This window comes from Pararhizobium sp. P1_E7 (assembly GCF_056405855.1).
The window spans coordinates 1-20,198 of the sequence record NZ_JBFUBH010000051.1; the positions used below are offsets into that span (position 1 = coordinate 1).

The following is a 20,198-nucleotide window of genomic DNA, read 5'->3' on the forward strand; positions in this document are numbered from 1 at the left end:
GAGTACGGCAACACGGTCGGAGAGCCCCATGACGATGCCGATGTCGTGCTCGATTAGCACCACCGTCGTGCCGAACCTGTCGCGGGCGGCGGCCACGAAATCGGCCATCTCGTTTTTTTCAGTCGCCGTCATGCCGGCCATCGGCTCATCGAGCAAAAGGATATTGGGTTCGGCGACAAGCGCGCGCGCCAGTTCCACCCGCTTCTGCAGGCCGTAAGGCAGGGTGCCGGCCAAGCGGTCGCCGACATGCGAGAGATGCAGGAAGTCGAGCACTTCCAGGGCGCGATCGCGGGCATCCGACTGTTCAGCACTGGCGCGACCGAGACCAATGATCTGTTCGATAAAGCTCGACCGTGTCTTGTGAGCCCGGCCGACCACGACATTGTCGAGAACGCTCAATCCCTTGAACAGGGCTAGGTTCTGGAACGTGCGGGCAATGCCGAGACGGGCGAGTTTCTGTGTCGGGACCTGGGCGTAGGACCGCCCCGAGAGACGAACATGGCCGCGATCGGGCCTATAAACACCGCTGATCACGTTGATGATGGAGCTCTTGCCCGCGCCATTCGGCCCGATGATCGCCAGGATTTCTCCACGTCGCACTGACAGGTCGATATCCGTCAGAGCCACGACGCCGCCAAACGACAGGGCTACTCCGACAAGATCCAGAACCGTTTCGCCGATTGTTGCTTGCCGCTCGTCGTCATGGCGCAGCGGGGTGTCGAGCCCAGCCAGGTGCTCCTGTATCTCCGGCGAAAACGGCGCTGATCCTAGCGCTCCAAAAGCCAATGTCATCGCGGTATGTCCCTGTTTTCCGCTCTCGCCACCGGATACCCTGGCGCGCACTATCCCTCCCGCAAATCGTGTCGCGATTTGCGGTCTCTTCATTTCCGGTGGCGGCCGAAAACCGGCCGCCGATCTCAGGCTGACTTATTCCGCAGCGATTGCGGCCGAAGCTTCGGCCTCTTCGATCGCCCGCACCAACGGGATGACGTGGCTGCCGAAATACTCGACCTCTTCCTGGAAATGCAGGAAGCCGAGTAGAATGAGATCGGCACCTGCCCGCTTCAGATCCACCACCCGCTGCGCTACCTGCTCTGGTGTGCCGATCAGGTTGGAGCGGAAACCGTCATTGTACTGGACCAGATCCTCAAACGAGGATTTCGCCCAATTGCCTTCACCTTCGGGCGATGACTTTCCGGCGTTCTTCACCTCATGTCCGAACGCGTTGACCGCTTCCGGATTGGCGTTCTCGATGATCTCGGCCAGAACAGCCTTTGCCTCTTCCTCGGTCTCGCGAACGATCGCGAAGGCGTTAACGCCGACACGCACCGAATGACCGTTGGCCTTTGCCTTGCCCTGGATGTCGTCGACCTGCTTGCGGATTTCTTCCGGCGTGTTGCCATTGGTAAAATACCAGTCAGAGACACGCGAGGCCATGTCGCGGGCTGCCCGCGAGGAACCGCCCTGGAAGATTTCCGGCTGCGGATCGATCGGCTTGGGCTTCAGCGAATAGTTGTTGAAGCGATAAAAATCGCCGTGGAACGTGAAGTTGTCTTCGGTCCAGATGCCGCGCAGGGCACGAATGAACTCTTCCGAGCGACGATAACGCTCGTCGTGGTCAAGCCAGTGCTCGCCGATCGCGTGGAACTCCCCGCGGAACCAGCCGCTGACGACATTGACGGCAACGCGACCATTGGTGAGATGGTTGATCGTGGCGATCTGCTTGGCAGCCAGTGTCGGGTTCCATGGTCCTGGCAGAATGGCGGCGATAACCTTCAGCGTGGTTGTGGATTCCAGCAGCGCATGGCTGAAGGAAACGGATTCATGCTGGAACTCGGCGCCATAGCCGGCGGTGAAGCGGATCTGGCTGAGCGCATAATCAAAGCCGCTGGCCTCGGCGATCTGCGCCAGCTTCCTATTGTACTCGATCGTCCAGCTCGTCCGCTGCTCGATGTTCGAAATGACCAGACCGCCCGAAACATTGGGAACCCAATAGGCGAATTTGACCGGCTCTCTGTTGGCATAGGACATTGTACTCTCCCTTTTGAATGGCTAGGCGGACGCGGCGACGAGCGCTGGACGGTTTCCTTGAGCGCGGGCTGCAGCGGTTTGATCGGAGACAGGCAGGACCTGCGCGAGCTCTGAAACAGCGCGCTCAATGCGGTCCCGCACGGATGGGCTGGTCAGCCCGTATTCGGTGAAATCGGCTTCGGTGGCATAGACCGCCGTCGGTAGGGTAAGGGCATTGAAAAAGCCGAACAGGGGCCGCAACTGGTGTTCGGTCATCAAGCCGTGCAGCGGCGTGCCGCCGGTGGCAGCCAGAATGACCAGCTTACCGGTCAGCGCGCGGTAATCGACGAGGTCGAAAAGATGCTTGAGGGCGCCCGTATAGGATGCCCGGTAGACCGGCGAACCGACGACGAGAACGTCCGCAGCCTCGACTGCGTCGATCATCGCCCGCCCTTCGGTCTCAAGTTGGTCTGCTCGCAAAGCCTTGAAAAGCACTGGCGCTGCGTCGACGAGTTCGATGATACGACTCTCGCCTCCGACGCGAGCACGGACGCCTGAGACGATCGCTTCCACCAGCGATGCCGTCCTGGATGGGCGTTTGACATTTCCTGAGAGACCAATGATTTTCATTTTTCACCACAACCCGACCTTCATCGACATAGTCTATATATTTTATGATTTATTGATAACAATGAATTGCTAATGTTTTTGCGGAATGGGGAATGGAAATTCCATATCGGTCACCGAAACCGAAATAACGTAGTCATATTGCTACCAAGCGCTAAGATCACGCAAAGCTTCAAGTCCAGTGACCGCACCTGTGGTGCCCGGCGGGTCTGGCACGATGTGCTGGCGGAAGGACTGTCTTGCGGCCATGGCGCCAGCGGCTGAAGCGGCGATGCACCGTTTTCCATCGGGCGTCCGCAAGGGTCGGGAACCAATGCTGGTTCAGGYATTCCGCCCGAAAGCGGCCGTTAAATGCCTCGATGAAGGCATTGTCGGTCGGCTTTCCAAAAGCACATGATATTTGCATCCGGGTCACATATGACCCTGAACCCTACACAACATTCGGCGGCCAAAACGGCCGTCCTGATCCTAGTCAGTGTTTTGGCCGCTCCCCTGCAATGATCGGCATGCCGTCCGGCCGGATTTGTTTTTTGAGCGCGGCGATACGGAAAATTGCGTTGGCGGCGCCATAACCGCGATAGCCCCGCCGTTCGACGATCTCGAAGAAGAAGCCCTCGCCATACGTACCGCTATAGAGCTGGAAAAATTCACCGTGCTCATCACGGTCATAGAGAATGTTCTCCGCCTTCAGTCGCTCGCTGAGTTCCGGGTCAAGGCCGAAGCGCGCTTCGACATCGTCGTAGTAGTTGGGAGAGATATGCAGCGGCCGGAAACCGTTCTGTTTCAGTGCCTTGGCCGTTGCGAAAATGTCGTCCGTGCTGAACGCCAGATGTTGAATGCCCGAGCCGAAGGTTTCGGCAATGAAATGGCCGGCGAGCGTGCGCCGGTTTTCTGCGCCGTTGAGCGTGATGCGCAAGGTGCCTGCGGCATTCTCGATCACCTGGCTGCGCACCACGCCGGCCGGATCGATGATATCCACCATCGGCGTTTTCTGCGTCTCAAAGATCGCGGTGTAGAATAACAACCAGGTCAGCATTTCCTCATAGGCGACCGTCTGCGCGATATGATCGATGGTGCACAGATGCGCCGGCTGGCTGTCGTCCTCATTTGCGACCGAGACGAAATCGATGTCCCAGATGCGGCCAAGATCGGTTTTCTCGTCTATCAGATAGATCAATCCACCGCCGACGCCGCGAATGGCCGGGATTTCCAGTTCGCCCGGGCCGACCGGCTGGCTGAACGGTTCTGCCCCCAGAGCCACCGCCCGGGCCATAGCCTCTCCCGCATCGTCGACAACAAGCGTCACGGCGTAGGCCGATGGCCCGTGTACCGCATAAGACGCATTGGCAAAGCCTGCCCGTTCAGTGTTGACCAGCAGTCGGATGTCGCCCTGGCTATAGACGCTCACCTGCTTGGTCTTGTGCCGCGCAGTGTTGCGGAAACCAAGAGTGCGCAGCAGGGCGATCAGGTCCGTCGCGTCGGTTTCGTCGACGGAGAACTCAACGAAGCCGACGGCCTTCACCGGTGCACGCTCCGGCATTTCGGCAACAGTGAGCCCTGAAGCATTCGGGCCGCGCCGCACCCGGTCGCCCAGGGTGATGAGCGAGCGGTATCCATCGGCGGCAATCGCCTTGGCAGAGCCGCCGCGGAACTGATCGTTGAAGATTTCCAGCGAGAAATAACCGTCATAACCGGTCTCGGCAATCGCGCTGGTAAAGGCGGTGACCGGCAGGTCACCCTCGCCCGGCATGTTGCGGAAGTGGCGGCTCCAGTAGAGCAGGTCCATGTCGATCAACGGTGCGTCCGCCAGCTGAACGATGAAGATCTTTTCCTTGGGGATAGAGCGGATCGAATTGATGTTGATCTTGCGCGACAGCGTGTGGAAGCTGTCAAGGATCAGGCCGATATTAGGGTGATCGGCACGCCGGACGATTTCCCAGGCATCGCGATGGTCGAAAATGTGGCGTCCCCAGGCAAGTGCCTCGTAGCCAACCCGCAGCCCGCGTTTGGCGGCGCGTTCGCCCAGTTCATGGAAATCGGCTGCGGCCCGGTCGATGCCGCCCAGCGACACCGGCGACACGTTGGAGCAGACCAGCACAAGATCGGTGCCCAGCTGCTGCATGATATCGAACTTGCGCTCGGCGCGATCGAAGGTACGGGTGCGATGCGGCTCCGGCATGCCCTCAAAATCGCGAAACGGCTGGAACAGGGTGATTTCCAGACCATAGTCGCGGACCATGCGGCCGACATCCGCCGGGCTACCGTCGAAAGCGAGGAAATCGTTTTCGAAGATCTCGACGCCGTCGAAGCCTGCCTTGGCAATTGCCGCAAGCTTCTCGGGAAGCTCGCCGCTGATAGAGACGGTCGCAATGGAGGTTTTCATTGTGAATCCTCACGTGAGTGGTTGCTGTCGGATGTCAGGCTATCGAAATGCCGCATCATCCGGCTGGCATCGGGCTCCCGTCCGGTGAAGAGGCGGAAGGCGCCGACGGCCTGGAAGACGGCCATGCCGCCGCCGTTCAACACCCTGCAACCGCGCTGCCGGGCGGTCCGCAGAAGTTCGGTTTCCAACGGAAAATAGACGATCTCCGCGACCCAGTGGTGAGGTGAAAGCAGGTCCGGCGGAAGTGGGATGCCCGGATATTTCGCCATGCCGGTCGGGGTCGCGTGGATCAGGCCGGATGCCGTTCCCATCGTCGCCGCCAGGTCACTGGGCGCCGTAATCACCGCTTCCGGGAACAGCACGGACAGGGACTGTGCCAGATCGGCTGCCCTTTGCGGATCGAGATCAAAGACCGCAAGATACTTCAGGCCGAGCGACAGTATGGCATAGGCGGTGGCGACACCGGCACCGCCGGCACCGATCTGGACCGCGGCATCAAGCGCGGCATCGGGCAAACCGCGCCGGAAACTCTCGGCAAAACCCCACCAATCGGTGTTGTGGCCATATCGCCGGCCGCTCTTTAGGACGACGGTGTTCACGGCGCCCATTGCACGTGCCTCGTCCGAGAGTTCGTCGAGGTGAGGAATGACCAGCTGCTTGCAGGGATGGGTGATGTTGAGGCCGCTCAAACCGTGCTGTTCGGCCTGGCTTAAAAGCTCGGGCAGGCTGTCCGGTGTCAGGCCGCGCTGGTTGAGGTCGATCAGTTCGTAATCGTATGCAAACCCTTGGGCAGAACCTTCCTGCATGTGCATCGCCGGTGTCAGCGAAGCCTGGATGCCCGCGCCGATCAAGCCGGCTTTTAAGGGGTTCAGACGTGTTTCGAGCATTGCAGCAGGTTCCGTGATTGTCAGGAGGGACGGGCCGGCCCAGCCAAAAGCGGGCCGGCGAAGGCGTTACTGGCCGCGGGCAGCCGCAAGTTCCTTGAAGAGCAGCGCGACGGTATCAGGGCCGATTTCGCCGCTGAACTTGTCGACCAGCGGCTTGACGGCGTCACGCAGCTTCTGTGTTTCTTCCGGGCTGAGTTCAGCCACTTCCATGCCGGTCGCCTTGATCTCGGCCATCGCCTTGGCATCCACCTCGCGCGAAACCTTGCGCTGATAGTCTCGGGCCTCGGTTGCTGCCGACTGGATGACAGCCTTTTCCTCGTCGTTCAGCTTGTCCCAGAAGGCCTTGCTGATCAGCACGATCTGCGGATTGTACTGGTGACGGGTCACCGTCATGTATTTCTGCACTTCGAAGAACTTGGCGTTGAGGATGTTGGCCGCAGGATTTTCCTGGCCATCGACGGTGCCGGTTTCAAGCGCCGTATAGAGTTCCGTGTAAGGCAGCGGCACGGCATTGGCGCCAAGGCCGTTGAACAGCTCGATCGGGATCGGCGACTGCAGCGTGCGGATCTTCAGGCCCTTGATGTCTTCGAGCTTGGTGACCGGATGACGGTTGTTGGTAAGATTGCGGAAGCCCAGTTCCCAATAGGCCAAGCCAACGAGACCGGTATCCGGCAGCTTGTCGGACAGGCTCTTGCCGAACGGGCCATCCATGATCTTGTCGGCTTCCTCGCCGCTGTTGAACAGGAATGGCAGGTCGACCGCGCCGAACGCCTTGACGTTGCTGGCGAGAATGCCGGCGTTGAGCACCAGCATCTCGACGACACCGCCCTGCAGCGCCGAAACGGTCTGCACGTCGCCGCCGAGAACCCCGCCCGGAAACAGTTTGACGTCGATCTTGCCGCCGCTCTTTTCCTTGACGATCTCGGCAAATTTCTCCATGCCGGTGACCTGCGGATGGCCCTTGTTGTTGGCGCTCGCAAATTTCAGCGTGGTTTCGCGGATTTCAGCCGAGGCGGTACCGGCCAGAAGCATTGCGGGCAAAGCGAGCCCCAATGCCAGTTTCAACATCCTGTTCAACATGCTTTTCCTCCCAGATTTTGGCCGAGGTTTCCCGGCCGGTTGAATGGTTTTAAAAACGCTCACCCGCCTCAATGTCCGAACCAGGCAACCGGCGCGGTCACCAGTTGTGGGAAAAGAACGAGGAGGAAGAGCACGATCAGTTCGGCGATCAGGAAGGGCATGACGCCCTTCATCAGATCTTCCATCGACAGCTTGGAAACGCCGCAGATGACATTGAGCACCGTGCCGACAGGCGGGGTAATCAACCCGATGGAATTGTTGATGATGAACAGGACACCGAAATAGACCGGATCGATGCCTGCCTGCTTGATGACCGGCATCAGGACGGGCGTCATGATCAGGATCGTCGGGGTCATGTCCATGGCGGTACCGACCAGCACGATCAGCACCATGATGGCGATCAAGAGCAGCGTCTGGTTACCCATCAGCGGCTCAAGCAGCGCGACGAGATCGCCGGGCACATCCGCGACGGTGATCAGCCAGGCGGAGACGGCCGCGCAGGCAACGAGGAACATTACCACCGATGTGATCTTGGCTGCCGCCACGAAGACGTGAAACACCCGGGATGGCGGCAGTTCGCGGTAAATGACCATCGCGACGAACAGCGAATAGACGGCAGCAACGACGCCCGCTTCGGTCGGTGTAAAGACACCGAATTTCAGGCCGAAGACGATGATCACCGGCAGCATCAGCGCCCAGATGGCATCGACGAACGCTTTCAGGCGAACCGCGCCGCTCTGCCGGGGCGGCAGTGCAAACTGTTCCCTGCGGGCCACCAGAAGCCAGGTGACGCAGAGCGCCAGCGCAATCAGCAGACCCGGCACGATACCCGCAAGGAAAAGCTTGGTGATCGAGACGCCGCCAACGACACCGTAGAGGATGAAGCCGATGGAGGGCGGGATGATAGGGCCGATGACCGAGGCGGAGGCCAGAAGACCGCCGGTACGGGCCGGATCATGGCCGGATTTCAGCATCATCGGATACAAAAGCGCGCCGAGTGCTGCGGCATCCGCCACCGCCGAGCCGGAAAGACTGGACAGGATGCAGGCCGCAAAGATCGCCACGAAGCCGAGTCCACCGCGCACATGGCCAACCAGCGCCATGGCAAGATTGACGATCCGGCGCGACAGGCCGCCGGTGTTCATCACCTCGCCGGCGAGAAGAAAGAAGGGCACGGCCATCAGCGGAAAGCTGTCGGCACCGTTCATGACATTCTGCGCCACGATCTGGGCATCGAAAATGCCCATATACATCATCAGCGCAACGCCACTGAGGATCAGGGCAAAGGCAATCGGCACGCCGAGCGCCATGGGGCCAAGAAGAGCGCCGAGAAAAATCGTCAGGGTCATGGCTTTCTCCTCAGATCTTCGCGCCGGTGATGGCTGGCGGTGCCGGGTGATCGTCGAGAGCCACTTGCTCTTCGCTATCGAGGACGAGTTGCGCAGTCGTCACATCAATGCGGCCGGTGGCGACGGAAAAGGCGTCCCAGAGGATGATAAGAAATGTCGGAATGCCGAAAGCGAGGCCCGCGCCGTAGAAGAAGCCCATGGACAGGCCGGTCGCCGGCATCGTCGCCGGCAGATTGATCAGCGTCTGGGTCCAGCTGCCGCTGATCATCAGCGCCGTTGCAAGCAGCATCAGCCCCTGCCCGGCCAGAACAGCCAGCTTGGCCCCGGTGGGTGGCAGGCGCTTGAGCAGCGAATCGACTCCGAGATGGCCATGTTCACGCATGGCGACAACGGCGCCAAGGAATGTCAGCCAGATGAAGAAAACCCTGGAAAGCTCCTCGGACGAGGTAATGCCCTGATTGAGGGCATAGCGCAGCACGACATTGCCGAACACCAGAACGACCATGGCGGCGAGCAGAAGGGCGATGACGGCCTTCAGCGCAAGAAAGTAAAAATCGATGATGCGTGGCATGCTTATCCTCCCAAATGGATTCCGCCGGCGACGATTGAATGCCCCGTGCTGCATCCGCAGCGGCCGTACAATACGGTGGCCAGATATCCGCACCGGTGTCTCCTCCTCAGGAACAACCGGTGCATAGATAAAATGTACGAACTGGTACGTATGTCAAGAGGGCATCTATTGAAAGAGCGATGCAAGCTCACTATGACTTCATGGGCATACCGGGTAACCAGATGCAGATTCTCGCGTTTTAGACACGCGGACTTGACGAGCGGCGGCGCCGGGAGGGAGCGGCGGGGTATGGCAATCAAGGCTGAGAATGGCAGGAAAAACGATCCGCAACGCACCCAGGAGAACATCCTCGAGGTGGCGACGGAGGAATTTTCCACGCATGGTCTTGCCGGCGGGCGCGTCGATGCCATTGCCGAGCGGACCCGCACGTCCAAGCGCATGATCTATTATTACTTCGGCAGCAAGGAAGGCCTTTACCTTGCTGTGCTGGAGCGCTCTTATCGCAAGATTCGCACGTTGGAAGCAGATCTTCAGCTCTCCAATCTGGAGCCGGAAGAGGCCTTGCGGGTGCTGATCTCGACCACCTTCGACCATGACGAGGCGCATCCGGATTTCGTCCGGCTGGTCAGTATCGAGAACATCCACCACGCTGCTCACATGCTGCGCTCGGAGGCGATTCGCGACCTTAACGTCTCCGTCATTGAAACGATCGCCGGCATTCTGGAGCGCGGGGTCGACCAGCGTGTCTTCACACGAAAGGCCGATCCGATCGACATCCACATGATGATCAGCGCGTTCTGCTTCTTCCGCGTCTCCAACCGCTATACGTTCGGTTCGATCTTTCGCCGCGATCTCTCCGAGCCCGGGACGATGGAACGTCACCGCACGATGATTGCCGACGCTGTTATCGGTTATCTGAAGGGCTAAAATCAGGTCTCATTCGACCTTCGGCAAAGGCATGTCAGTGCACGTTTTTTTCGGCCGGGTCTAAAGCGGGACCATCGCTTAAGAGGTCCATCCGGAAGGACCATTGGCGAGACCGCTTTCCGGAGCGGCAAATTCAATGATCGCCTGGCCGGAAATGGATTGACTTGTTCGCTTTGGAAGCGCCCGACGGCGAACTGCAGACGAACGGCGGTCATCTGTCATTTCGTTGGCGTGTCCGTCCTAGCGGCCAGCAGATGAGCGAGTTCCATCGGGAAGGGGAATATAATCGTTGAGTTCCCTTCCGCGGCAATGACGTTCAACGCGCTCAAGTAGCGCAACTGCATGGCCAGAGGCTGCCGGGCGAGGCTTTCGGCGGCTTCCACCAGCTTCGCTGCGGCCTGCTGCTCGCCTTCGGCATTGATGACTTTCGCGCGCCGCTCGCGTTCGGCCTCCGCCTGGCGGGCGATCGCACGGATCATGGATTCGTTGATGTCGACATGTTTGATCTCGACATTGGCGACTTTGATGCCCCAGGCGTCAGTCTGGGTGTCGAGTATTTTCTGGATATCTTCGTTGAGCTTGTCGCGTTCCGCGAGCATCTCATCGAGATCGTGCTTGCCGAGCACCGAGCGCAACGTCGTCTGGGCAAGCTGGCTCGTGGCCATCATGAAATCCTCGACCTGAATCGTCGACTTTTCGGGATCGATGACCCTGAAATAAATCACCGCACTGACGCGAACCGAGACGTTGTCATGAGAGATGACGTCCTGGCTGGGGACATCGAGCACGCGCGTCCGCAAATCGACGCGCACCATTTGCTGCACGTAGGGAACGAGCAGGATCAATCCGGGGCCTTTCACACCGGTGAAGCGGCCTAGTGTAAAAACAACGCCCCGCTCATACTCGCGCAGGATCTTGATCGCACTCGCGACGATGACCAGCAACAGGACGATCGCAGCGGCAAAGAAGATAAAATCTCCAAACATGGTCATACGCTTGTCTCCCTGCTTTCCAGAGGCCGTTTGTCACTGCGCGGTTTGCGGGCAACCTCAAGTGTCAGCCCCTCGCGCGCAATGACCGTCACATCTTCCCCGGCTGCGAGCCGTTCGGAGGAGACGGCGCTCCAGCGCTCTCCGTGAGCGACCACGTAGCCGGTGGTGTCCGTCCAATCGGAAACTTTGCCTGAAATGCCGATCATCTGCTCCGCACCGGTCACGACCGCGTGCCGGCGCGCGCCGAATGCAAGCCGGGCGACAATGAGGCTGAAAGCAAGGCCAGACATGCCGATGCCGGCCAGAACCGGCCGGCTCACTTCCAAATCCGGCACATCCGTATCGAAGAGAATTGTTGCGCCAAGAACGAGCGCGACCGCACCACCGAGGCCCAGGACGCCGAACGTCGGCGTATGCGCTTCCGCAACGAACAGAGCAACAGCAAGGACGATGAGGCCGACACCCGCATAGCTGACCGGCAGCATCGCCAAGGCATAAAGACCGAGTAAAAGACTTATGCCGCCAACTGTTCCGGGGATCACCGCCCCGGGCGTAAGAAACTCGAAAATCAAGCCGTAAATACCAATGATCATCAGGATAAGTGCCACGTTCGGATCGGCAATGACCGAGAGCAGGCGGGTCCTCCAGTCAGGCTCGACATTTTCGACAATGAGACCGGTTGTATCGAGCCGTATGTCCGTCTCTCCTATTCGTACCGTACGGCCATTGGCTTGCGCCATTAGATTATCAACAGTGGTCGCGGTGAAATCGATGACTTTTTCGCGTTCGGCGGCGGTCGATGAAAGACTTGCAGCGTCGCGCACAGCGCGTTCTGCCCAGTCGGCATTGCGATTGCGAAGCTCAGCCAGCCCCCGAATATAGGCGGCCGCATCGTTCACGACTTTGGCCTCCATGGTGTTGCGTGGCTGTTGTTCCTTGCCGTCACGATTGTCGTCACCGTCGAACCCGCTCCCACCGAGGGCAATGGGCGTTGCTGCGCCCAAATTCGTGCCTGGCGCCATAGCAGCGATATGGCTGGCATATAAAATGTAAGTGCCGGCGCTGGCCGCGCGTGCACCACTTGGGGCCACGAAACTCGCGACGGGCACGGACGAGGCAAGGATTGCGTGAATGATGTCCCGCATTGACGTATCGAGGCCGCCGGGCGTGTCCATCTGCAGAATGACCAGCGCCACTTTGCGTTCGTTGGCAAGCTCGATGCCGCGTTTCACGTAATCGGCCGACGCCGGGCTGACGGCGCCGTTCAAGCGCAGCAGCAGGGCGACGCGCTCCGAACCCGCTGTCGGTGCGACGGAAAATAGAAATGCCGAGCTCAAGATGAGTGCGAGAGCGAAGGTTCGGATTGCTTGTTGGCAAAACCTCCGGGGTCGCACCATCATCCGATAAATATTCATAGTTTCAAATATACGCCAGATTCATCAAAAGATAAGGCAGAAGCTTCTTGGCGACTTCGGCTATCGCAACGCGCGCATGGGCCCTGGAGGCCGGTGATCACCGTCAAGATATTTTATCCGTCTTCGAACCCGAATGTGAACTGGAGAGCGGCGAGGACGGACAATAATCAGGCCGCTGTAGCCCACTTAGACTAGTTGCAAGCCCACCGGTGGTCAGCGAGCAAATTCGCGCGCCAGAAAATAGAGATTGCCGCGAAGGTCGGAAACGACGAGCCGCCGCTCATCCCAGACGAGGACGGACACCGGTCGCGTCAGGCCGTCGAGAATGACTGTTTGACGACCCGTCGTCTTGTCTAGTTTGAGCAACCGCCCGCTGCCGTTCCGGAAACCTTCCTTCTGATCGAAGGTACCGTGTTCGAGGACAAGCAGGTCTCCATCGCCATCGACGGCGATGCTCACCGGCGCATTCAGGCCTTCGATGTCGAGCCTTGGCATTGACGTCCCACCGGCCCTGGGGATCGAAACGATCTTTCCGGCACCGGCAAGGAAAGGAAAGCCGCCGAACAGCGCTATATAAAGGCGCTCGTCGCGAAGACCGATGCCGGTCGGCACCGCGTCGGCATCGTAGTTCTTGCCTTCCGTGAATTCGGTCGGCGAAAGTTTTCGCAGCGCCCTCGCCTCCTCCCCCATGCGGCGGAAGGTCATGATCGTCTCTTTCCGGCCGTCCGGCTGCACGCGTTCGACCGTGTTTCGCGCGGAGTCGATCACGTAGTAAATTCCGTCGGCCACGATGAAATCGAACGGGTTCCAGAAATCGCTGCTGATGACACGAACCTTACCGGCGCCGTCGAGCGCGACGAGTGCGTGGTCGAATGGGCCGTCGTCGGAATCGGCTGGCGTCCACCCCTGGGCGACGACAAGGACGTCGCCTGCGCGGACGACACGGTAGGGACCGGTCGGGTCGCCGATAACGTCGACGCCATGGGGAAAGGCCGGACCGAATGCGGTAAGCTTGCCAGTCGGGCCAAGGCGGTAAAGCCGGCCGCTGGCGAGATCGGTGACGAGCAGGTCCTCGCCGTCTCGCGACATGCCGGAAAATGCAGCCCCAGGCATGCTGATCGTCTCGAGCCGGTAGCCGGAAGCGATCGTTGGCTCGGCGCTGGCCTCAACTGTCAAAAACAGAAGGCCGGCGGCGACCATCATGGCGCGGAGCGAACGCATCGGAAGCCTCCATTGGCTGAGAAACGGAATTCCGGATCATAGGCAAGGCGATAGGTCGTCGTCAGGTGGCTTCGATCGCTGTTCCAGGAACCTCCGCGAAGGACGCGGTATGGTCCGGTACTCACCGCCGCGTACCCGCCTTCATACGGTGCGTAGAGATCGCGGGTCCACTCCCAGACATTGCCGACGAGATTGAGGACGCCTTCGCTGCTTGCGCCGTCGACGAACGATTCCGCCGGCGCGGTCATCGCATAGCCGTCGCGCGCGTCGCCTGAGCAGCAGGCATCGGCGCCGGAATTTGCACGGGTTTCGTCCGGCGGGGCCTCGCCCCATGGAAACTCAGCCCCCTTCGTTCCCCGCGCCGCCCGCTCGTATTGCTGCTCCGACGGCAGAACCAACCCGTAGTGACGGCAAAAGGCATCTGCGTCCCCCCAGCTCACTCCGACCACCGGCCGGTCATCCAATCCGAGGAGCGGGTGGTTGGCGTAGAAGGCGGGACGGTGACCGGTCGCGTTGACGAAGCGTCCATATTGCCTGTTCGTGATCTCGGTGCGGTTGATCGCGAACGGCCGCCCTTCCAGAACGCGGGCCGGCCGTTCGTTTTCGGGGCCGTCGTCACGGCCGAAGACGAACGGTCCGGCAGGAATTTCGATCAGCGGATTGCCGACGATGGGGTTTATGTCGGCGGCAGTTGCGTGCAATGCCGCGGTCATCACCATTACCGCCACCCAGATGTCAGACGTCAACACGAGTTTGTGTCTCTCCGTTGAACAGAAACACGCGATTGGTGGCGACCTTGACGCCGATCTTCTGATCGATCAGACCGGCAAAATTCTTGTCGGCACGCAAGGTCATGAGTTGACCTCCCAACCGCAGACTGACGAGGGTATTTTCCCCTGTAAGCTCCACCGAGTAGATCGGCGCAACCAGATTGACGTCGGCATCCTCGGCTTCGGCCGCAAGGACGTCTTCCGGGCGGACACCAAGGACGGCTTGCGAAATGTTGGCCCGGCCGAGGCCTCCGACCCGGAAGCCGGCGCTGGCGAACACCCCCTCCCTCACCTCACCCGGAATGAGGTTCATCGGCGGCGAACCAATGAAGCCGGCCACGAAGAGCGTGCGTGGATCGTTGTAGATTTCCCGTGGCGTTCCAAGTTGCTCGATCACGCCCTTGTTCATCACGGCCACGCGGTGGGCGAGCGTCATCGCCTCTATCTGGTCATGCGTGACATAGACTGTGGTGACCTGCAACTCATGCTGAAGATGCTTCAGTTCGGCCCGCATCTGGGTGCGAAGTTTTGCGTCGAGATTGGACAGAGGCTCATCCATGAGAAAGACGCGCGGCGTGCGAACGATCGCGCGGGCGAGTGCGACGCGCTGGCGTTGGCCGCCGGATAGCTCCTTTGGCAGACGCGACAGCATCGAGTCGAGTTCGACCCGCCGCGCGACCTCGACTATTTGCCGCTTGCGTTCGGCCGGTGGCACTTTGCGAATCTTCAGCGGATAGCCGATATTGTCCTCGACCGTGAGGTGTGGATACAATGCATAGGACTGGAAGACCATCGCGACGTCGCGATATTTCGGCAGGATATCGTTGATGCGGTCCGCGTCGATGTAGATGTCGCCCGAGGTCGCTTCCTCGAGACCTGCGACCATGCGCATGGTAGTCGTCTTGCCGCAACCGGAAGGTCCCAGCAGAACGAGGAATTCCTTGTCTTTGATCTCGAGGTTGAAATTGTTTACGGCGACGAATTCGCCGAACTTCTTGCAGACCTTGTTGAATGTCACGGACGCCATGGGGCTCAACCTTTGACGGCACCCAGGGACAGCCCCCGGACGAGATGCTTCTGGACGATAAAGGCGAAGATGACGATCGGCACGCAAGCCATGAACCCGGCCGCGCTGATTTCGCCCCAATAGGTCTTGTACTGCGTCACCCGCCCGGCGATGCCGATCGGCAAAGTTTGCGCCTGCTCAGTCAGCGTAATGATAAGGGAAAGCAGGAACTCGTTCCACGAGATGATCAGGCAGAAGATGGCCGTTGCGGCAAGGCCTGGCCGGGCCAAAGGCAATGCCACGTGCAGGAATGCCCCCCAGCGCGTGTCGCCGTCGACAATCGCCGCCTCCTCCAGCTCGACCGGAAGATCCTGAAAATAGCTTTTCATCATCCAGGTCGCAAACGGCAGGTTGAAGGCGGTGTAAGCAACGATGAGAGCCGACTTCGTGTTGAGCATGTCGAAGTAGTTGAAGAACAGATAGAGCGGTATGATGCTGACGATAGGCGGCATCATGCGCGTCGACAGGATCCAGAAGGAAATCTGCTTGCGCCATTGCCAAGGATAGCTGAACCGCGCCAGGGCATAACCGGCCATCGTGCCGAAGACGAGGGACACGATCGTCGTTCCCATCGCAACGAGAAGGCTGTTCAGCGCGTAATGCAAGAACGGGCGTTGAATGAAGGCTTCGTCGTAGTGCTTCAGCGTCGGGTGCCGGGGGAGCCATTCCGGAGGCACGGCGAAAATATCGATATCAAACTTGAACGAGTTCGCCGCGATCCAATAGATCGGGAAAAGCGTGAGAACCAGCGCGACGAAGATCGTCAGATAGGCCGCCAGGCGGATGAAGACGTCCCTGGTGCGGCTGCGCGTGCGTATGGTCATCGCCGTTGCCATGGTCATTCCGCCAGCCGCATGCGTTTCATGAACCAGGTGCTCAGAACGATCGTCACGAACAGCACGAACAGCGATATCGCCGCCGCATAGCCGATATCGGCGAAGCGGTAGGCGACCTGATAGATGTAGAGACTTAGCACCTTGGTCCGGTCGGCCGGTCCGCCGCCCGTGAGGATGAACACCAGATCGAAGAGACGCAAAGCATCCATGACGCGCAAGAGCAGGGCAATGGCAATGACAGGCTTGAGGAACGGCACCGTCAGGTCCCAGAACTGCCGCCAGGACGAGGCGCCGTCGAGTTCGGCTGCCTCGTATGGCTCGACCGGCAGACTGGCGAGGCCCGCCAGCATCAGCAGGAAGATGAATGGCGTCCACTGCCAGACATCGGCGACGATGATCGAGAACATCGCGAGGCTCGCGTCGCCCGCCCATGCCTGCGCTGGGAGGCCAAGACGGAACATGATTTCATTCAGGACGCCGAACTGCGGTTCGTAGATGATCTTCCATGTGATCGCGACGGCAATCGGCGGCAGCATCATCGGGATCATCAGCATCGTCTTCAGAAAGGTCATCCGGCGGATATACTTGTCGAGCAGCAGCGCCAGACCGAGACCGAGAAGGAACTCGGCTGTCACCGCCGAGATGGTGAATACGACGGTGTTCAGCAACGCGACATGGAATTGCTGGTCAGACAGGAGCCGCAGGAAATTACCAGGACCGACGAAATCCCATGGCACGTCAGGATTCGGGCTGATCTTGTGAACCGCGGCATAGAACATGTAGATGCTGGGAAAGATCGTCAGCCCCAGCAGGATGAGCATCGTCGGCGCAAGCATAAGGATGCGTAAATGGCGCTCCGTCCATCGCTCCAGGACACCACCTGGCCGAACCGGCGCGGTCAACGTAGCATTCGCGGATGTGAACATCGGTCGCTCCCCCTACAGAGGCGCAAAAGGACGCCGTAATACTTTGTATGGCACATGCCCCCAATTCGGGGGGCATGTGCTGAAACCCTGCCCCGGCCGCCTGAGCATCAGGTTTCAGGTCCGCCGAAGGCCATTGCCGGCATCGTCGCGGGAGCGAGGTCGAAAACACCGGTCGCTGGCTGCATGATCCCCGAAAAGTCCGGAAAGGATCATGCTCGCCTATTTGAGGCCGGTAATCTGCTCGACCGCCGTCTGCGAGTTCTTCAGCGCCTCTTCCGGCGTGATCGTGCCGGCGACGGCCTTGGAAAGCTCGATGCCGAAGGCATTTTCGATCTCCGGCCACTTCGGGTGACGTGGACGCGGGGTCGAGGCTTGGATTGCCTCCATCAGCACTGGATAGTGCCGGAACTTCTCCTGGCTCGTCAGTTCCGGATCGGTAAAGACCGAGGTCCGAACGGGTGGATTGCCGCGTGTGGCGGAAATCTTGATCTGTTCGGCCGAAGTCGCCCAKACCGTGAAGTCGAAGGCTTCCTGCTTGTTCTTGGATGCGGCCATAATACCCATGGTCCAGTGGCCGATTTCCGAGCTTCCCGGCTTGGTTCCGGCAGGAATGGTGCTGTAGGAAATCTTGCCAACCATCTTCGACTGGCTCGGATCTTCAAAGGTGGCAACCCAATTCGGCCAGTTGATCGACGAGGCAGCTGCGCCGGCAGCGAGTGCCGTGCCGACCTCGTTGGCATTGTAACTCTCGACCCCCTTCGGCGAGATGTCTCTCAACGCAATGAACGTTTTCATCGCCGCCGCCCCCTCTGGCGTATCGATCGTTACCTTGGTCCGGTCTGCATTGAAGAGATCGGCGCCATAGGACCAGAAGATCGGCATGAAATCGGCGACCACCGGGTTGCCCTGACCGCCGCGGAAGACGTAACCGAAGTAACGGCCGCCGCCGCTGTCTGTCAGCGCCTTGCCCGCCTTCAAAACGTCATCCCAGGTTTTCGGGGCATCGACGCCGACTTCCTTGAATTTGGCGGCGTCATAGAAAAACATCTGTGCATTTCCCACATAGGGCAGGCACACGTAAGGTCCCGTATTGTAGGGGTTGCGGCAGATCGCCAGCGATTTCGAAAGGAAATCGCTATCTGGCCCTTCTAATCCGGCTGCCTTGAAGTAGGGCGTCATATCCTCCAGATGCCCGTTCTCGGCGAAAAACGGAATCCACGGGTCGTCCATCAGGATGATGTCGAAGACACCGGATTTGGTGGCGCCAGCATTGGCCGCCTGTTCGAAAACATTGGCGTAGGGTGCCTGGACGATCTCCACTTTGGTGCCCTTCAACTTCGAATAGTCGGCGGCCGCGGCCCTGAGGCCGTCTCCTTCGCTGCTTGATGGTACGAGGATTGTGATGTCGGCCCATGCGGCTCCGTTGAGCGCGAGTACGGACGTCGCGATAGCCAAGGTGAAAAACAATCTGCGAAGCATTGTACACCTCCCATTCCGAGCTGTTATCCAAAGACCTTTTCGTAGGGGGCTCACTTTTTCCGGCAACGGCACAAACATTAACTCTGCGCCCATGCGGACCACTCTGCGACAATGCGAAACATCGTCCGGTATGTCGTCATCGAGCCGGCCTTGCTCCCGGTTTTTATATTATCACATCAGGCGCAGTATTTAGAGAGATTGTATTAGTATTAGATGAAATTTCCTCCCAGGTAGTAACGAAGGAGGTTCGGTCTGTTGGCGCATGATATTGGAGTATCCTGCGAGACCATCCGATGCTGGGCAAGAAAGTTCGGGACAAATATGCAGGCCGCCTGAGCTCTGGCATGCCATGAACCAGGTTGCAGAAGCAGCTCAAGGCGCTTGTCTCTTTGTCCGAGAACGGCATCTCGTTGAGCGCGCTTGTTCATTGTGGGTGTCTCGAGCTGCTGCTGCTCTACCTGCTGGTCCTTGCTGCTAAGCAGCGCGGTCAAGTCCAGCTCCTTTACGGCACGCTCGCGTGGCACCTAAAAGCGGACCTCTAAACGTTCGACAGGGTCTTTGGTGAAATCGGAATATCGTATCCACCGGGGAACGACCTTAAACAACACGGCACCATTCTCGACAAACTCTCTCTCAGCTGGAACGCTTTCAAGATGTGCTTTCTGGTATTCCTGCACTTCGGAGGCGGAAACCTTCATGGCATCGCCCTCATATTGAACTGTGATGTTCTTGTCCCAGCCGACGACAAGTGCGACGCTTCGTCTATCTGCGAGGTTGTCGAACTTGCGCGTCTGTTCGAAGGTATCGAACACGATTTCGAGGTTGTCACGCACCGAAAAGTCAATGGCCGCAGCTTCGGGCTTGCCGTCCGCATGAGATGTTGCGATCACCGCTAGGGTGTGCTGGCGCAAGAATTCTAAAATCACTGTCTTGCCTTGTGCGCTATCCATGGCTGAAATCCTTTGCCGTGCACATCACGATGCGTGATGTCGAGCGGATTATGATCGTCTTGGATGCCTCGATGAAGTATTATGGCACCAGTTTTCCAAAATATCGTCGATTGCTGCCTCGCATCAGCGGAGGACGAGATGACGACGCCTCAGGTCGAACGTAGGACCGCAGCCGTCCTGGCTGCCGATGTCGTGGAGTACTGTCGGCTCGTTGAGACTGACGAGGAAAGCGCGCTCGCGGCAATTAAGGAGCTATGGGGCGCTGTATTCCGGCCACTCATAGCAGAGTACCGTGGTCGGATCGTCAAATTGATGGGTGATGGCCTGATAGCGGAGTTCGGATCTGTTGTCGGAGCAGTGGCCTGTGCGGCGGCAGTGCAAGAAAGGCTTGTCGTTYAACAGGAACAGGTTGCAGCCGAACGCCGCATCGTGCTGCGGATCGGCATAAACCTCGGAGACGTCGTGATCGAGGGAGACGACCTTCTTGGCGATGGGGTCAATGTTGCCGCGCGCTTGGAGCAATTATGCCCGCCAGGCAGCGTGCTCATATCCGGCTCAGCTCACGAGCAACTGTCGGGAAAAGTCGATCTCCACTTTGAGTATGTGGGCGAGCAGCACCTAAAGAACATCGCGCGGCCCGTGAAGACCTACTGTATGGGCGTTGGCGGTTTGACGCCAACGCTCCCACCCAGCTCACGTTCCGACAAGC

At 59.3% G+C, this 20,198-nt stretch carries 20 protein-coding genes and 1 pseudogene; 2 read left to right on the top strand and 19 right to left on the bottom strand.

What is annotated here, in order from left to right:
* The 9 genes and pseudogenes from AC1D17_RS23460 to AC1D17_RS23500 form a co-directional block, all read right to left on the bottom strand.
* A partial coding sequence (locus tag AC1D17_RS23460) for an ABC transporter ATP-binding protein (protein ID WP_477567710.1) occupies positions 1–792 on the bottom strand: 792 nt, incomplete at its 3' end.
* Between the two features lie 135 nt (positions 793–927).
* Entirely contained in the window at positions 928–2,031 is a 1,104-nt protein-coding gene (gene sfnG, locus AC1D17_RS23465; protein WP_477567711.1) for a dimethylsulfone monooxygenase SfnG, read from the bottom strand.
* A gap of 21 nt (positions 2,032–2,052) precedes the next feature.
* Positions 2,053–2,640, bottom strand: a complete 588-nt coding sequence (gene msuE / locus AC1D17_RS23470) for an FMN reductase (RefSeq protein ID WP_477567712.1) — start codon at positions 2,638–2,640, stop codon at positions 2,053–2,055.
* A 277-nt stretch (positions 2,641–2,917) separates the two neighbouring features.
* Positions 2,918–3,022, bottom strand: a pseudogene (locus tag AC1D17_RS23475) (integrase core domain-containing protein); the annotation flags it as partial.
* Between the two features lie 87 nt (positions 3,023–3,109).
* Positions 3,110–5,020 (bottom strand): bifunctional sugar phosphate isomerase/epimerase/4-hydroxyphenylpyruvate dioxygenase family protein, encoded by a 1,911-nt coding sequence (locus tag AC1D17_RS23480; RefSeq protein WP_477567713.1) that lies wholly within the window; start codon positions 5,018–5,020, stop codon positions 3,110–3,112.
* Positions 5,017–5,907: a shikimate dehydrogenase gene (locus AC1D17_RS23485; RefSeq protein WP_477567714.1), complete on the bottom strand. Its 891-nt coding sequence runs from the start codon at positions 5,905–5,907 to the stop codon at positions 5,017–5,019. The genes AC1D17_RS23480 and AC1D17_RS23485 overlap by 4 nt, the downstream gene beginning before the upstream one ends.
* Before the next feature lie 66 nt (positions 5,908–5,973).
* Positions 5,974–6,987: a TRAP transporter substrate-binding protein gene (locus tag AC1D17_RS23490; protein ID WP_477567715.1), complete on the bottom strand. Its 1,014-nt coding sequence runs from the start codon at positions 6,985–6,987 to the stop codon at positions 5,974–5,976.
* A 68-nt stretch (positions 6,988–7,055) separates the two neighbouring features.
* Complete coding sequence (locus tag AC1D17_RS23495) at positions 7,056–8,336, bottom strand: TRAP transporter large permease (RefSeq protein WP_477567716.1); 1,281 nt, start codon at positions 8,334–8,336, stop codon at positions 7,056–7,058.
* A gap of 10 nt (positions 8,337–8,346) precedes the next feature.
* Entirely contained in the window at positions 8,347–8,907 is a 561-nt protein-coding gene (locus tag AC1D17_RS23500; protein ID WP_477567717.1) for a TRAP transporter small permease, read from the bottom strand.
* Between the two features lie 288 nt (positions 8,908–9,195).
* Here AC1D17_RS23500 and AC1D17_RS23505 point away from each other — a divergent pair, with 288 nt between their 5' ends.
* On the top strand, positions 9,196–9,834 hold the full coding sequence (locus tag AC1D17_RS23505; RefSeq protein ID WP_477567718.1) for a TetR/AcrR family transcriptional regulator: 639 nt from the start codon (positions 9,196–9,198) through the stop codon (positions 9,832–9,834).
* 218 nt (positions 9,835–10,052) lie between these two features.
* Here the strand turns inward: AC1D17_RS23505 and AC1D17_RS23510 are convergent, their stop codons facing one another.
* The 10 genes from AC1D17_RS23510 to AC1D17_RS23555 form a co-directional block, all read right to left on the bottom strand.
* A complete protein-coding gene (locus AC1D17_RS23510) occupies positions 10,053–10,826 on the bottom strand; it encodes a slipin family protein (protein WP_477567719.1) in 774 nt (257 codons plus the stop codon).
* Positions 10,823–12,223 carry an NfeD family protein gene (locus AC1D17_RS23515; RefSeq protein ID WP_477567728.1) on the bottom strand — a complete coding sequence of 467 codons (1,401 nt, stop codon included), beginning with the start codon at positions 12,221–12,223 and terminating at the stop codon, positions 10,823–10,825. The genes AC1D17_RS23510 and AC1D17_RS23515 overlap by 4 nt, the downstream gene beginning before the upstream one ends.
* A 231-nt stretch (positions 12,224–12,454) precedes the next feature.
* Complete coding sequence (locus AC1D17_RS23520; RefSeq protein ID WP_477567720.1) at positions 12,455–13,462, bottom strand: ScyD/ScyE family protein; 1,008 nt, start codon at positions 13,460–13,462, stop codon at positions 12,455–12,457.
* Positions 13,441–14,175, bottom strand: a complete 735-nt coding sequence (locus AC1D17_RS23525; protein WP_477567729.1) for a formylglycine-generating enzyme family protein — start codon at positions 14,173–14,175, stop codon at positions 13,441–13,443. Before AC1D17_RS23525 ends, AC1D17_RS23520 begins: the two co-directional genes overlap by 22 nt.
* A gap of 22 nt (positions 14,176–14,197) precedes the next feature.
* Entirely contained in the window at positions 14,198–15,259 is a 1,062-nt protein-coding gene (locus AC1D17_RS23530) for an ABC transporter ATP-binding protein (protein WP_477567721.1), read from the bottom strand.
* Between the two features lie 5 nt (positions 15,260–15,264).
* Positions 15,265–16,140 (bottom strand): carbohydrate ABC transporter permease, encoded by an 876-nt coding sequence (locus AC1D17_RS23535; protein WP_477567722.1) that lies wholly within the window; start codon positions 16,138–16,140, stop codon positions 15,265–15,267.
* Positions 16,137–17,060 carry a carbohydrate ABC transporter permease gene (locus AC1D17_RS23540; protein WP_477567723.1) on the bottom strand — a complete coding sequence of 308 codons (924 nt, stop codon included), beginning with the start codon at positions 17,058–17,060 and terminating at the stop codon, positions 16,137–16,139. The genes AC1D17_RS23535 and AC1D17_RS23540 overlap by 4 nt, the downstream gene beginning before the upstream one ends.
* 219 nt (positions 17,061–17,279) lie before the next feature.
* On the bottom strand, positions 17,280–18,539 hold the full coding sequence (locus AC1D17_RS23545; protein WP_477567724.1) for an ABC transporter substrate-binding protein: 1,260 nt from the start codon (positions 18,537–18,539) through the stop codon (positions 17,280–17,282).
* Between the two features lie 209 nt (positions 18,540–18,748).
* Complete coding sequence (locus AC1D17_RS23550; protein WP_477567725.1) at positions 18,749–19,030, bottom strand: hypothetical protein; 282 nt, start codon at positions 19,028–19,030, stop codon at positions 18,749–18,751.
* Positions 19,031–19,063: 33 nt separating this feature from the next.
* Positions 19,064–19,489: a pyridoxamine 5'-phosphate oxidase family protein gene (locus AC1D17_RS23555; protein WP_477567726.1), complete on the bottom strand. Its 426-nt coding sequence runs from the start codon at positions 19,487–19,489 to the stop codon at positions 19,064–19,066.
* A 138-nt stretch (positions 19,490–19,627) separates the two neighbouring features.
* On the opposite strand from AC1D17_RS23555, the gene AC1D17_RS23560 reads away from it, so the two are divergent.
* Positions 19,628–20,198 (top strand): adenylate/guanylate cyclase domain-containing protein (locus AC1D17_RS23560; protein ID WP_477567727.1); only part of this gene is annotated, 571 nt, incomplete at its 3' end.

Coding starts and splice junctions, on each gene's coding strand:
- AC1D17_RS23530 (WP_477567721.1), bottom strand. CDS start 15,259: ATGGCGTCCGTGACATTCAACAAGGTCTGCAAGAAGTTCGGCGAATTC.
- AC1D17_RS23485 (WP_477567714.1), bottom strand. CDS start 5,907: ATGCTCGAAACACGTCTGAACCCCTTAAAAGCCGGCTTGATCGGCGCG.
- AC1D17_RS23525 (WP_477567729.1), bottom strand. CDS start 14,175: ATGACCGCGGCATTGCACGCAACTGCCGCCGACATAAACCCCATCGTC.
- AC1D17_RS23535 (WP_477567722.1), bottom strand. CDS start 16,140: ATGACCATGGCAACGGCGATGACCATACGCACGCGCAGCCGCACCAGG.
- AC1D17_RS23515 (WP_477567728.1), bottom strand. CDS start 12,223: ATGGTGCGACCCCGGAGGTTTTGCCAACAAGCAATCCGAACCTTCGCT.
- AC1D17_RS23500 (WP_477567717.1), bottom strand. CDS start 8,907: ATGCCACGCATCATCGATTTTTACTTTCTTGCGCTGAAGGCCGTCATC.
- sfnG (WP_477567711.1), bottom strand. CDS start 2,031: ATGTCCTATGCCAACAGAGAGCCGGTCAAATTCGCCTATTGGGTTCCC.
- AC1D17_RS23540 (WP_477567723.1), bottom strand. CDS start 17,060: ATGTTCACATCCGCGAATGCTACGTTGACCGCGCCGGTTCGGCCAGGT.
- AC1D17_RS23520 (WP_477567720.1), bottom strand. CDS start 13,462: ATGCGTTCGCTCCGCGCCATGATGGTCGCCGCCGGCCTTCTGTTTTTG.
- AC1D17_RS23480 (WP_477567713.1), bottom strand. CDS start 5,020: ATGAAAACCTCCATTGCGACCGTCTCTATCAGCGGCGAGCTTCCCGAG.
- msuE (WP_477567712.1), bottom strand. CDS start 2,640: ATGAAAATCATTGGTCTCTCAGGAAATGTCAAACGCCCATCCAGGACG.
- AC1D17_RS23510 (WP_477567719.1), bottom strand. CDS start 10,826: ATGACCATGTTTGGAGATTTTATCTTCTTTGCCGCTGCGATCGTCCTG.
- AC1D17_RS23490 (WP_477567715.1), bottom strand. CDS start 6,987: ATGTTGAACAGGATGTTGAAACTGGCATTGGGGCTCGCTTTGCCCGCA.
- AC1D17_RS23505 (WP_477567718.1), top strand. CDS start 9,196: ATGGCAATCAAGGCTGAGAATGGCAGGAAAAACGATCCGCAACGCACC.
- AC1D17_RS23495 (WP_477567716.1), bottom strand. CDS start 8,336: ATGACCCTGACGATTTTTCTCGGCGCTCTTCTTGGCCCCATGGCGCTC.
- AC1D17_RS23555 (WP_477567726.1), bottom strand. CDS start 19,489: ATGGATAGCGCACAAGGCAAGACAGTGATTTTAGAATTCTTGCGCCAG.